The sequence below is a fragment of the Flintibacter hominis genome, from assembly GCF_014287965.1.
Taxonomy (GTDB): Bacteria; Bacillota; Clostridia; order Oscillospirales; family Oscillospiraceae; genus Lawsonibacter; species Lawsonibacter aceti.
In genome coordinates this window covers 420,279-433,354 of sequence record NZ_JACOPO010000001.1, presented here as the reverse complement: position 1 = coordinate 433,354, position 13,076 = coordinate 420,279, and the positions used below count along the sequence as shown (strand labels likewise).

General features: G+C 50.9%; 13 protein-coding genes and 1 pseudogene. 3 read left to right on the top strand and 11 right to left on the bottom strand.

Features of this window, described 5'->3' with window-relative positions; translation table 11 throughout:
- Positions 1-10: 10 nt before the first annotated feature.
- Genes dapA through H8S11_RS02045 form a run of 5 tightly spaced genes read right to left on the bottom strand, consistent with a single transcriptional unit; the run spans position 11 to position 4,408 of the window.
- The gene (gene dapA, locus H8S11_RS02065; RefSeq protein ID WP_186852009.1) at positions 11-886 is read right to left on the bottom strand and encodes a 4-hydroxy-tetrahydrodipicolinate synthase; all 876 of its coding nucleotides are present in this window, start codon (positions 884-886) and stop codon (positions 11-13) included.
- A 36-nt stretch (positions 887-922) separates the two neighbouring features.
- Positions 923-1,207 carry a (2Fe-2S)-binding protein gene (locus H8S11_RS02060; protein WP_186852008.1) on the bottom strand — a complete coding sequence of 95 codons (285 nt, stop codon included), beginning with the start codon at positions 1,205-1,207 and terminating at the stop codon, positions 923-925.
- A 14-nt stretch (positions 1,208-1,221) separates the two neighbouring features.
- On the bottom strand, positions 1,222-2,397 hold the full coding sequence (locus tag H8S11_RS02055; RefSeq protein ID WP_186852007.1) for an NAD(P)/FAD-dependent oxidoreductase: 1,176 nt from the start codon (positions 2,395-2,397) through the stop codon (positions 1,222-1,224).
- A gap of 26 nt (positions 2,398-2,423) precedes the next feature.
- Entirely contained in the window at positions 2,424-3,392 is a 969-nt protein-coding gene (locus H8S11_RS02050; protein WP_186852006.1) for an amino acid kinase family protein, read from the bottom strand.
- Entirely contained in the window at positions 3,392-4,408 is a 1,017-nt protein-coding gene (locus tag H8S11_RS02045; RefSeq protein WP_186852005.1) for an aspartate-semialdehyde dehydrogenase, read from the bottom strand. Before H8S11_RS02045 ends, H8S11_RS02050 begins: the two co-directional genes overlap by 1 nt.
- A gap of 362 nt (positions 4,409-4,770) precedes the next feature.
- Between H8S11_RS02045 and H8S11_RS02040 the strand changes: the two genes are divergently transcribed.
- Positions 4,771-5,559 carry an FCD domain-containing protein gene (locus tag H8S11_RS02040; RefSeq protein WP_186852004.1) on the top strand — a complete coding sequence of 263 codons (789 nt, stop codon included), beginning with the start codon at positions 4,771-4,773 and terminating at the stop codon, positions 5,557-5,559.
- A 698-nt stretch (positions 5,560-6,257) separates the two neighbouring features.
- On the opposite strand, the pseudogene H8S11_RS02035 reads toward H8S11_RS02040, so the two are convergent.
- From H8S11_RS02035 to H8S11_RS02010, 6 genes and pseudogenes are all read right to left on the bottom strand, one after another.
- A pseudogene (locus H8S11_RS02035) lies at positions 6,258-6,514 on the bottom strand (helix-turn-helix domain-containing protein).
- Between the two features lie 196 nt (positions 6,515-6,710).
- Entirely contained in the window at positions 6,711-7,406 is a 696-nt protein-coding gene (locus H8S11_RS02030; RefSeq protein WP_186852003.1) for a type IV secretory system conjugative DNA transfer family protein, read from the bottom strand.
- Between the two features lie 727 nt (positions 7,407-8,133).
- Positions 8,134-8,337, bottom strand: a complete 204-nt coding sequence (locus tag H8S11_RS02025) for a hypothetical protein (RefSeq protein WP_186852002.1) — start codon at positions 8,335-8,337, stop codon at positions 8,134-8,136.
- 755 nt (positions 8,338-9,092) lie between these two features.
- A complete protein-coding gene (locus H8S11_RS13840; protein ID WP_243200912.1) occupies positions 9,093-9,332 on the bottom strand; it encodes a DUF3991 domain-containing protein in 240 nt (79 codons plus the stop codon).
- A 635-nt stretch (positions 9,333-9,967) separates the two neighbouring features.
- Positions 9,968-10,219: an SEL1-like repeat protein gene (locus H8S11_RS02015; protein WP_186852001.1), complete on the bottom strand. Its 252-nt coding sequence runs from the start codon at positions 10,217-10,219 to the stop codon at positions 9,968-9,970.
- A 135-nt stretch (positions 10,220-10,354) separates the two neighbouring features.
- Positions 10,355-10,744, bottom strand: a complete 390-nt coding sequence (locus tag H8S11_RS02010; protein ID WP_186852000.1) for a hypothetical protein — start codon at positions 10,742-10,744, stop codon at positions 10,355-10,357.
- A gap of 168 nt (positions 10,745-10,912) precedes the next feature.
- On the opposite strand from H8S11_RS02010, the gene H8S11_RS02005 reads away from it, so the two are divergent.
- Positions 10,913-11,110, top strand: a complete 198-nt coding sequence (locus H8S11_RS02005) for a helix-turn-helix domain-containing protein (protein WP_186851999.1) — start codon at positions 10,913-10,915, stop codon at positions 11,108-11,110.
- Between the two features lie 109 nt (positions 11,111-11,219).
- Positions 11,220-13,052: a DNA/RNA helicase domain-containing protein gene (locus H8S11_RS02000; RefSeq protein WP_186851998.1), complete on the top strand. Its 1,833-nt coding sequence runs from the start codon at positions 11,220-11,222 to the stop codon at positions 13,050-13,052.
- The last annotated feature ends 24 nt before the right edge of the window (positions 13,053-13,076 follow it).

Here is a 13,076-nt window from a genome sequence, read left to right as displayed (position 1 = left end):
ACATACCTCCTTACAGAACGCCCAGGTTCTTCATATCCTTCTTCATTGTGGCGATTACTTCGCTGGAAGCGGCGGTCAAGGGGAGACGAAGCTGGGAGCTACCAAACCCGCGAAGGTTCAAAGCGGCTTTTACGGGGATCGGGTTAGCAGTCATAAATAGGTCGTTAAACAGAGGATACAGCTTCTGATGTAGGGCAGCAGCTTTTTCCACATCGCCCTTCAGATAGCTTTTAATCATCTCATCCATCTGGGGACCGGCTATCTGAGAGGCCACACTCACGACACCGTACGCGCCAATGCTCAGGGAGGCGAGCGTCTGGGCATCTTCTCCGGTATAAACGCGGAACTCCGGATCCACGCCGCACAGAATCTCTGTCATCTGGCTAAGGTTTCCAGACGCCTCTTTGACCGCGGTGATCTTCGGGAGCTTGGAAAGTCTGATTGTGGTCTCGGCGCTCATGTTGGTACCAGTACGTCCAGGGACATTGTAGAGCATAATGGGGCTGTGTACGGTCTGCTCCACCGCCTGAAAATGAGCATACAGAGACGCCTGATTTGGCTTATTGTAGAAGGGTACGACGACCAGAAGGCCATCTACACCGCAAGCCTCCGCGGCAAGGCAGTTCTCGATTGTTGTCGTAGTATTATTGGTCCCTACGCCAGCAATAACAGGAACATTGGTTTCCTTCTTGACCAGACGAAACAGCTCCATCTTTTCATCAGCAGTGACAGTGGGACCCTCCCCGGTAGTTCCAGCGACCAAAATAGCAGTAGTACCCTCTTTTACCAACTGACGGGCCAATCTGGCAGTCGCATCAAAATCGATCTTATGGTCCTCCTTCATCGGAGTCGCCATTGCAGTAATCAATCTTCCCCAATCATTCATTCTCAATTACACTCCTTTATTATTCTTAGCTGTACCTTATTTAGAGGGCGCACTGTCATCGGTGGTAAAGATTTCCGATTTTACCGGACGGACTGGCGAGCGGTAGGTAGACGGCTCGATCTCAGAGAGCGGCTTTCCTGTTTTTTCTGCCAAGATCCGCTCTACCAGCCTCCGGCAAGTACGTCCTTGGCACAGTCCCATACCCGCATGGGTGAAACGCTTCAACTCGTTCATGGTGGTAGCACCCATCTCAATGGCCCTCTCGATCTCACCACGGGTGACCTCTTGGCACCGACAGATGATCTCGTCTTTGCTATCCATTATTGTATCCTCCTTTAGCTTTCTTTGCCAAACCGCCGCAGATTTAGCTGGTCAAAACGAGCATCCTGATTTCGACCAAGCACCATATCAGCCATGGTCTTACCCATAATTGGAGTCAGAGCCACACCGTCGCCCTCATGGCCAGCGACAATAAAGAATCCTGGTAGGCCGTCGACTGGGCCAACAATGGAATTGCCGTCTGCGCTATAAGGCCGGAAGCCAGCTATGGTCCGAATAATATTTACGTTATTTAGCACAGGGAAGTACTCTTTTGCCTGTTGGATAATGGTTGCGATTGCCCGGACAGAGGTTGTTTTGTCGTATCCAGCATCCTCACGGGTGCTGCCAATGAGGTAGTTGCCTTCATGTGTCTGGGTAAAGGAGAAACCAAGACCGATTTCTTTGGCATAGGGGCCGCGGTCTGGCATCAGGGACTTATCAATCTTGGAGGCAATGTAAGACGAAGTCCAGACGTTGGTCTTGCCAAGGGCAGGAATCTGTTCTGTAATAGCAAGCTGGCCTTTCCGGGGACGGATAGGGACATTGATTCCTACAAGGGCACCAATCTGACTGGCCCAGGCCCCCGCGGCATTTACCACAGCGTCACACTCAACTGTTTCGCCCGCTCCTGTAGAGACACACCAGTGGCCGCCCTTATTATCCAAGGCAGTGACCTCCTGGCCTCTCAAAATCTCTACCCCTCGTCGGCCAGCCTGATAGACCAGCGCCCGCATCATACGAAGCGGATCTACCTGCGAGTCCTCCGCACTATATGTAGAGGCAACAATATCAGCACGTACATGGGGCTGGTAGGTCTTTAGTGTCTTTTTGTCAATGATATCGACCTTCAGACCATAGCTCTGCTGCTGCTTTACGTAGTCCTCCATAACCCGCAACTGACGATCATCCTCAATCAAAACTGTTCCGCCCCGGCTCTGAAATCCCAGGTCATATTCCAACTCATCGGACAAACCACGGTACATTTCCAGACTCTCCATAGCCAAAGTAAGCGCGATGCCAGGCTTCTTTGACTGAAGAAGGATCATATCGTCGCAGGCGCCCGATGCGCCTGCTCCAATCTCCTTTTTCTCAAGGACAACAACAGATCTCCCGGCTTTTGACAGGTAATAGGCTGTACTTAAGCCCATCAACCCGCCTCCAATCACGCAGACATCTTTTTTAATGTTCACTGTATCTCCTCCTACTCCAAATCATATCATGTATAATTTTGATAGATCGCACGGATTACATCCTGGGCCCTAGCTTCATCTGTACTAAACTGCACTAAACGGCCACCATCTGCTGTCTCTTTCTCTGAAATAAATGTACAGTGCTCCGGTATGATACAGGAAACTTCTACGCCGCGTGAGAGATAACTAATGATTCTTTCGCCATCGCCGCGATCAGCACCTGCGATCCCGATGAGGCCAGTAATCGGCTTTTGAACAGGCCCAATGCGAGTTCCCGCCTGATTATTGAATGTGGACTTCACCCAAAGTGTGATTCTCTTTTCCTTAGCAACCCGGACCGCTCGGGGATGGACCACCTTAGATCCGCACTCAGCTAGCAGGAGGCAGTCCTCATAACTGATTTCCGGCAAATACCGAACATCGTTAATTATTCTGGGATCCGTCACAGCCACACCAGGAACATCTGTATAAATCTGGACCTCCCTAGCCTTTAAAAAGCCCCCAATCGCTACAGCAGAGGTATCGCTTCCCCCGCGTCCTAATGTGGTAATCTCATTGCCTGGGGAAACGCCTTGGAAGCCGGTAATAACCGGAACGCGGCCTTTTTGCAGAATATCCATGACTTTTCTGGTATCCATACCTGAAATTTCGGCAGATCCATACTCACTACCACTCCAAATATTCGCAGTAAAGGCGTTCATTGGCCATGCAGGGATCTCAAGTTCTTCTAATGTTTGGGCGAATATGCAGGCGGAAATGGTCTCTCCACAGCTTGCCAGCATATCCTGGGTATGTACAGGGGCACGCTGTCGGTCCATTAGATCCAACAGAGTATCCGTAGCATAGGGATCTCCGCGGCGTCCCATAGCAGAAACGACGACTACTGTATCGCAGCCCTGGCGGCGCAGTTCACCGATATGTCTGGCCGCAGCACGCCGACCTGCTTCCGCGGCCACGGAGGTACCTCCAAATTTTAAGACGACTATGGGTTTCATCAAATCAACTCCATTTTGATTATGGTCTCAGCGATTTGGACGGCATTCAAGGCGGCCCCTTTTCTCACTTGATCTCCACAGCACCAGAAGGTAAGACCATTCCCCGTACTGGAGATATCCTCACGGATGCGTCCTACAAAAATCAGGTCCTGATTAGCGGTATCTACCGGCATGGGGTATTCGTTATTCTCTGGGCGGTCCACTACTTTCAGACCAGGTGCCTTATTCAGAACTTCGCGGGCCTGATCCGGAGTAATAGGACGCTCAGTTTCGATAGTGATAGACTCAGAGTGGCTACGGACCACAGGGACACGCGCACAGGTGCAGTTTACCATCAGTTCAGGAAGCCCCAGGATCTTTCGGCCTTCTCGAAACATCTTCATTTCTTCGTGAGTATATGCATTCTCCTCAAAATAGTCGATATGAGGAATGAGATTAAAGGCAATCTGGTGTGCAAAGACCTTGGGTGCGATTGGCTTGTTGTCCAGAACGTTACGGCTCTGGTCCTTCAACTCGCCAATGCCCGCAATTCCGGCGCCGGAAACAGCTTGATAAGTAGAAGCGATGATCCGCTTTAGTCCCGCAAACTCATGCAACGGCTTCAGAGGTACCATCGCAATAATCGTGGAGCAATTCGGGTTGGCAATGATACCCTTATGCTGGCGGAGTACCTCCGGGTTGACCTCAGGAACAACCAGAGGAACTTCTGGATCCATTCGCCAAGTAGAGGAATTATCGATCACGATAGCGCCGTTTTTCACAGCCTCAGGGGCCAGTTTTTTGCTGACGTTGTCGGAGACGGCAAACAGTGCGATATCCACTTCTTTAAATGCATTGGGTTCTGAAAGCTCGACAGAAACCTCTTTTCCGCAGAACTTAACGGTCTTTCCGACATTCTCTGCAATATCCAGAAGTTTGAGCTTCTTGATGGGGAACTGTCTGCTCTCCAGGATGCTCAGCATCTCCTGACCGACTGCACCCAGTGCGCCAGTAACCGCTACACAGTATTCTTTCATAATTGGTTGCACTCCTTTTAGTCAAATTCTATTAACTTTTTATTTGCTTTCCAATTAACTACTCATCTTATGATTAGTGATTATATATGATTTAATCTATTTTATCAATAGCTCCGAAAAATTTTTTAGATTCCCCGATAAGATTAAGCATAACAAACAAAAAAAGCCAACAAAATTCTCTCTTTTGCCAAAAGTCTTTCTAAATATAAAACATAGAAAAACCGCATTTTCTATGTTATACTTTTAAATCAATACGCATATGCAGTTTTCGTGATGGGCTCCAAAGCAAGAAATACAAAGTACAATGTAGATACCAGGCTCATTATATTTAATCAGTAAGAAGATTGAGAGGAGATACTAGTTTGGATTACACTTTGAACGATAAGATGGTTGCCATCTTAGAAATCATAGATAAATCCCCTGGTCCTATGGGTTCCTGGGCACTATCAGAGCGTTTGAAAGAAAAGGGGATCTATACCAGCTCAGCTACAGTGGGCCGTCTACTCAATTCATTGGAATGTGCTGGATATCTTGAAAAGGTCACCAATACCGGACGTTCGATTACGGATGCAGGCAGAAAAAAACTCAGCTCTTTTTATTTTTCGGACCATATGAATAACCAAAAACAGGTCCTAGAATCTGTGGTTATGAAACAGGATTTAGCCAATTTCATATCTGTTCTTCAGGCCCGTCGGGCAATTGAACGGGAAACAGCCCGGCTCGCAGCAAAAAATATCACGGATATAGAACTTAACCGGCTGCAATCCATCTTGGATAATGTTGCACACCACAGCGAGAACCTGGAGTATATCGCGCAGGGCGATGTAGAATTCCACACAGGAATCGCCTATGCTTCCCGCAATGAGATTCTGGCCAGCCTATACTCCATGCTTTTTCCCTATGGGCAGCAAACATCTACTTTTGCCAATATTCGAAAAAAATTTGATTATTCCACCACACACCAAGACATTTTGAATGCACTCAAAGCCCACGACTCCGTACGTGCGGAAAATGTAATGGTACAGCACATTGAGAGTATGATTGAGGGATTAAATACATATTGGGATCATTTTTCAACAGAACAGAAAGATAGTGAACTGGGGGATACTCCAACGTTGATCAATACACTTTCTACTCCTCATATTGACTAAGTAAAACACGGATGTTAGATAGATCACCATAGCATCGGCAGTTTCTGCTCCGCTTGTAACAATTGCGGCCATGCAATCATCATCTAAAAATGATGAGAAAATTGTGATGCTCGTATGGATCAGAATCCAGGCCATGAGGCTTAAATCTAAATCTTGTACGATACGCTCTATCCGCTTGTTTACAGATAAAGAAGGTTTGCTATATAGAAACAATCAACATTTACACCTTTGGATTTAATAACATAATGTATAATTTTTTTAGCCCAGTTTTCTTGTGTTTCTGGCGATGCCTTTGAAAATTTCGGACACCCGTCCCGTTTAAAACAGGTTCCACTGATTTTGTGAAGTTCAGCACAAGGTGCTAGGTATCAAATCTGTTTACTTCCAACATATTTGGATTCTTTCTTAGGGCTTATATTTCTCCAGACGAATACCGCTTGGAACAAATTTAGCAGTTATTTTCCACCCATCCCCATGGCCTCCGTCCTATTTTGTACGATGATTTCGACCTTTGTCAAGGCAGTGTCTACAGTATTTGCTCTTTTGTCAGAGTGCCGTCCTTTTTATGGGTACCATTTTTAAGTTTTTCTCTGTCTTAGTCTCCCCTTAGAGTTGGACGTTCTGGCAGGTTCACCATGAACCCGCCCTCGGTCCACCGCCAGGGCGAAGTCCCCCTCTGGTGGTGGACTTTTTTCTGTTCACAGTAGCCGATATAGATTGGAGCTGAGGCTCCCATTCTCCCGCCAGCGCAGCTCTCTGGCAATCAATCCAGCTCTTGTAGAGATTGTCCAGTGTCCGCTTGACCGTGGAGCGGGAAAGACCCAGTTCAGCGTCTATGGTCCGGATCCCCCGGTCAGCGCCGGTCCTCACTGTCGGCGTGATCTTTGAGATACATATAGACCGCTCTGGCCCTGTGGCTCAGGTCGGAATGGTAGATGTTCTGAAAATAAGCCATACGGACATAGGCTTTTCTGCCTATTTAGGTGTCTCCTCGCTGTGATGGTCTGCTAAAGAATCGGCCTGATGTCCTCGTGTGGCAGCCGCTTTGCTGGCTCCCAGCGCCGCATCGCCTGCCTTAGGCATCCGCACATGATGTCGGCGCATGATGGCAAGCTCCAGCTCCTTCTTGTTGGCATAAGCAACGGGACGGGCTACTTCTCAGGGATGCTGTATAGCTTCCCCCATTCCAGGGGCAGACGCAGACGGGTTCTCATGAGGTGAGTGCTGGCTTTCATGACGATGAAGCGGCCCTTGGGGATGGACTTCATTTCATCAGGAGTCATAAGGGGACGCTCCATCATCTGAATCATCTGCCTCGGGTCACTTTTCCCCTTTCTAATGTACCCGCTCATAACGGTGCGGCTGCCCAGCGCCTTGGACAGTACCTCGGCTTGTCTGGAAGTTGGGGACGAAACCGCCGAAAATCGTATCCTACACGTTGTCCTGAATGATCTCTGTCCCTTCACGACCATAGTTTTTTCCATCTGTGCGAGGGACTGGATGATGGGGACAAGAGTCAGCTTCCAGAATCGTCCCGCGCAGAACAGGGGCAGAATGTCAAAGGTGGGCATAGTACCCAGCTCATCGCAGAAGAGGACCACCCGGTTTTTCAGCTTCCTGATATTTTCGTCCTCCACAGAGAACGGCTCACGGGAGAGCGTCTGGATCATGAGGTCCGTCATAAAATTTTTGCTGGGATTTTCTTCCGGAAGAATCAAAAAGATGGCAGACTTCTTCGAGGCGAAATCTTCGGTGTTGATGACGCTGCCAAAACAGAGGACCTGCTCCAGCTCCAAGTCCAGGAAGGCGTTGAGACGGGAGAGGACGGTAGACATGACGCAATTCATGGACCGCTCCGCAGTGGTCGGGGCCGCTCCGGCAAACTACCTGGCTTTGTGGGTGTCCGGCAGTTTATCCATGAGGATGTTTTCCCCTTGGTCTTGCTGGGGGACAGTAGATCCCGCACCAGCTTGAACACGCTGACGATGTGCCTCCTCCCCCGCAGGTCTTTTTCTGTTGGCGGCAGATACTCCGCTAGCAGAAGGATGACAGTGGTAAGCAACCCCTCCACCGCATCGTAAAAGCAGGCATTCTACCCATAGTTGGAGGCGTCCCCTCTGGGTTGATGATGACCTTTTCTAGAATCTTGGCGTACTTCTCCGCCTTGGCGTATGTAGCCAAGTTTTTCCCTCCTTACGGCAGACGTCCATATAGTGGTTAATGAGGGTCGGCAGATTGCAGCCGCCCGATTGTGTGGGATTACGCAGATCGATAACCGCCACCTGATAGCCGTAGCATTGGGGGCAATGGTCCCATAATTGCGGGCCAAATCCCCCTTAGTATCCAGCGCCAGAAAGCTCATACCGCTAGTGCAGTTGTATTCGCGATTGGGATATAGGAAGAAGGCGGTCTTACCCACGCCACTGGCGCCGATCATGAGGCAATGGATGTCGTCAGTATCCACGATGGCCTGGAGTGGTTTGCTTGTCCGTTTCCACTTCGGCTTCTTCCTCGGCAGAGCTTCTGTTCCTTTCCGAAGGGAGTGTTCCTTTTCTACCCGTTTTCCGTGTCTCTTCAAATCTCTGCCGCCCACACATCCCAGAACCAGCCCCTGAGCAGTGGGCAGGTCTTTGCCCTGGCGCCAGTGAACCGGCTGAAACAGGATATGCCGGTAGGTCTTGCGGAGTTCCTGCCTGGTAGCCCAGCGGGCACCGTCGCCCCGATGAGCTGGGAAGCTTCACCGCCCAGCAGGATCAGCGGGATCAATTGTGTTGTCATAGATTCACCCCATTTCCATTTGCGGAGCCTTTTGTGGTTCTTACTGTTTCAGTTGCTGTGCTTCAATATTGAACGGGGACCTTGGCAAAGGACGTCGCCAGATTCAGCCATCTGTCAACCAGCGTTTCCGTACCTCCTGTGTACGAATCCCCGTTGCTTCCGCCATGTCGAGAACACTCCAGACTTGGACTGCAAGCTCTCTATGACGGTTTTGCAGCGCACCGCAGTTCTGATGGGGGCGGGGATGCGCCCGCACAGTTCTATGTCCAAATTATATACTTCCACTGCTCGACCCATCTGCCCCAGTTCCCTGCTACATACCGCAAGAGCCAGCGCAGACGCCCGTTCCATGCAGCCTATAGCCTAATCAAACCGCCCCATCCGCAGGCGGGAACGGTACTGTTCAAGCAAGCTTGGAACTTCAAGCTTCAGGCGGTCCAGCTTCACCTCCTGCCCGAGTGTGCATATCCGTTCGTAGGTCTCCAGCACCACTATCAGCTGGGGATGTTCCTCCGCACCCTGGGCCTCCAAATCATGTCCGGCTTTGAGATCCTCATTTCAATCCTTGCATGCCCGCTGAAGGACGGCCGCCTGATACCCCCGACCGGCAGGATCTCCGTCAGGCACCCCTCGGCCTCAATGCCAGCCGCATCATGATCCAGTCAAAGGATAGGACGCCGTATTTCCGGCGCCTGCTCCAGCATTCAGAGCATCGCCTGTTCTCCCACACCACACAGGGCCACATGGCTGTGTTGCTACCAGTCGTTTGGATACAGGGTCAAAAAGGAGAGCGGATCGATGGGTGTCTCAAACACATAAATCCGGTCTCTGGTCCCGTTCCAGAGGAAGCCGTATCGGGAATCGCTACCCTTCACATTGATGTGAAAGGTCTTGCCGTTGTCGTTAGTACTCCGCTTTTGGGTACGACGGCCAACGCCGTATTCGTCCTTTCCGGTGAACACGGCGTTGTGATATTTTTCGTCCTCATTGACCAGTCCGACCCAGGCAAAGATTTGAGTACCTCCCGGTCAATGAGGCGCTTTTTCAGGAAATAGGCGTACAGACGCCGCATCTTCCGACCAGCTGGCGGTTGGATGAATTCCTTTTTTGGTTCTTCTCTCTTCCTGGGTGCCGGTTCATAGGCTTGGCCTTGCCGCCGCAGAAACTCCCCCAGGTCCACAGAACTGGCACGATACTTTTGTTCTTCGGTAAAACGGATATAGGTCATACAGTTGGTCACCTCCCAAGATTTTCAAGGTTGGGATAAGGAGGCATCACCTTATGCTGATCTCAGCGTCCTCATGGTCATCGGGCTTGTGCCCCATGGTCATTTTGTTTTCCCGGATTTGCTGCCTGAGCTTGCAGTCCGTAAGCGTGGGTGCCCTGACGGGCCCTCTTGAGTCTGTTCCTAGAATATTCCGCTCAGGTGGTGCAGGAACCGGGTGGCGCAGGAGAGTATGGATGGCCCGTCATCCATGTGTCCAGGAAATATTGGGCATATTCGTTTCCCTGAGCTACAGAAAGAGCAAACCAGCAGGCGGCGGCCTTCGCCGAGTCACCTCCTTTCCCATCAGATAGAGCTTGCCGAGGGCATACTGTGCGTATTGGTTCCCCTGCTCCGCAGAGGCGGTCAGCCAGCGGACTGGTTCTGCGTTCTCTCTGGGGACATTCTCACCCTGAAGCGAAGCCTGCCCAGCCGGTATTGGGCAAGCTGGTTCCCGGCCTCTGTCGACCGTTTCAACCATCTCGCCGCGTCAGAAGCGTCTTTCGCCAGCACACAGGCGGCAGGATTGTCGTCCTGTTCCGCTGCCTTTTTGTAGCGCAGGCATACTGTCTGATTTTTCTGTTCCACTCCCTGTCCCCGTGCGTACAGGCTGGCCAAAGAGTATTGGGCGTACTTGTAGTCCTGCTCCTGTCTTTCTCCCGGCCCAGCCCGTCCTCAAACATCCGGCGCAGATCATGCATGGAAATGGTATTGCCCATTTGGGCCTCTTTCAGGAATAAGCAAAAGGTCCGGTCAAAATCCGGGGGCTGTCCCTCTCCGCCGAACAAAAACCGGCGTGCCTCCTGGTACTGTTCCGTCTATAGCGCTGGAGAGCTTGGGCCTGCCTCTGTGCTTTAGGGTCTCTCCCGAGTCCTCTCCGATATCTCCCGTCTCCACAGGCAACTCAGATTCTGGGGATGCCTCCCCGACCGGATTAGCTTCCGGTATGTTCTGCTCAGACAGAAACTCCTCTGGCACCGTTGGGTCAAAGGCAGCGGCATCATCGTTCAGCCGCAGCGTCTCCTCGATCACCGTGTTTCGAATCTGCTTGAATTCTTTCTGCCGGGAGAGGGGAAGCCGGGGAGTATGGCGTTCCCATTCTGTGTTCTTCTCTACTTCCTCTACAGTTTCTTCTCGTTTCATATCATGCTGTACGGCGGATACACCTAATCGCAAATTGTCCCTATAATCCCCTGCTTTTAACCGCTTTTCAAAAGTCGTATTAGCAAGAAATTAGCAGGAAGGAGGATTTGCTGCCCGGCATAACGGCATCAAAACGGCCCATCCGGCGACATATCAGGAGGTAAAATCATGGAACAAAAAGAGAAAGAATTGCAGCCCCAGACCCGCGCCTATACGGTGGAAGAGATTGCAACGGTCCTCCATATCGGGCGGTCATCTACCTATACCCTGGTCAAGAAAGGGTACTTCAAAAGCGTACGCATTGGCACAGCCATCCGGATCTCCAGAAAGTCCTTCGACGAGTGGCTGAATCAATTTGACTTATAACTTCCTCCAAAAATAGAACTAGGAGTGCTATAAAAGAATGCGGGATGCATCCACTAAACATTCGTGATATAATCAAAAAAACAGCGATCCAGTCAGAAGGAGGGGTGTTATGGACAGAACAGATGGAAGTTATATCAGCACCGTAGGGGTGCTCTATTCGATGAGCGGGAAGGAAATTGCCGACCATCTACGAGAATCCCAGGGGAACCCTTCCGAATCAGAATACAGATCCTGGGAGAACTCAATTCCGATTTTGGTCAAGGTTCTGCATCAGGCAGGACTGGATGCGTTGACATTGGTTTTGGAATATCAGACCCCAATTGGCAGCCGCATCGACGCCGTGCTCCTGGGGGAAGGGAAAACAACGGGAAAGCCGCTGGTGCTGATCATCGAACTCAAGCAGTGGAGCGCTATAGAAGAAAATGCGGCAGGGCGGGAGAGCAGTGTCTCTATCTGTCTGTCCCGAGCGGAAAACCGTTTTGAGGAAAGGCTCCATCCTGTCCAGCAGACGCTGACCTACGCCAAGCATCTGCGGATGAACCACAGTAATGTGGCAGATGGGAAGATGGATGTGCGATGCCGTCAATTCCTCCATAATTTTAAGGATAAGGAGCAGCTCTTCCAGGGCAGTTATCAGGCATATGAGCCACTGCGGCATGAAACCTACACCAAAGGGGAAGAGGCGTTGCTGGCTGCGGACTTGAGAAGCTTGTTCTCTTCCGAGCCGAAGCCGGAGGTGGTGGAACAGTTTCTTACCGGCACCTATGTGCTGGGGCAGATCGGCTTTCAGGATTTAAGGAAAGTATTGGAGAAAAAAGAAAACGCAGCCATGCTGGATGACCAGATCGAGGTCAACCGCAAGATCTGCGGTATGATCGATCAGCTCCATAGTCCGCAGTTCGGCAAGCATCTGATGATCATCTCGGGCCCGCCTGGTACTGGGAAAACCGTGGTGGGATTGCACGCCATTTATGCCTACTGTCAGAAATTCGGCCCTTCCTGGCAGAACCGGGGCGGCTGCATCTTTGCGCTGCCCAGAAGCCGTACACTCTCTCTGGTCATTGCGGGCGCCTCAGGTGTGCCGCCCGCCTATCTGGATGCGGTCCCGCCGGGACGGGATCTGGTTGTTGTAGATGAGGCTCATCGGATTGAACAGCTGGAATCCACGATGACCAGCCTGTTTCAAAAGGCCAATATGGTGGTGGTACTGCAGGACGACCGGCAGCGGATCCGTATAACGGAAGAGGGGACGGCGGATGCTTTTCGGCGGTTTGCTCAGGCGCACGGCATTTCCTGCGCCACCTACTCTTTGGCATCTCAAAAGCGGGCGGGGTACCTGGGCAGCTATGTCTCCGACCTGGATAAGCTCTTTTATGACCGCCAGAAGCAGCCGTTGAAGCGGCAGTCTGCGCTGGAGCTGCGTTGCTGGGAGGATCTGAACGATCTGGACAGATACCTCCATGACCTGTGGTCAGCGGGCCGCCATGTGAAATGGTATGCGCCCTTCTGCTGGAAGTGGAGCTTTGATACAAGAATAAAGGATATTCATATCAGACAAGCTGCAGGAGATTTCAAGAAACCATGGAATCCACAGCCAAAAGAAGAACAGTACCGATGGTATGTAGGAGAAAAAGAGGAATATCTGGACCAGGTAGGCTGTATCTACACGGCACAGGGCCTGGAATTTGACGATACTGGTGTGATCTGGTGGGATGACCTCCGCTGGGATGAAGATATCCACGATTGGTGCATCGATCTGAGCAGAAACTGTGATACAGCATTTGTGACTGCGATCCGAAGCAGTCAGGCCAGTGAGCAGGAGATCGTGGAACTGGTGCTGAATACATACCGGGTGCTGCTTACCCGAGCTAAGAGCAGCGTCCATATTTGGTTCCGGGACCCAGTGACACGGGATCATGTCCGAAAGGTTCTGGATTTCTAAAGCAATATAAAAGAGGAGCAGAAA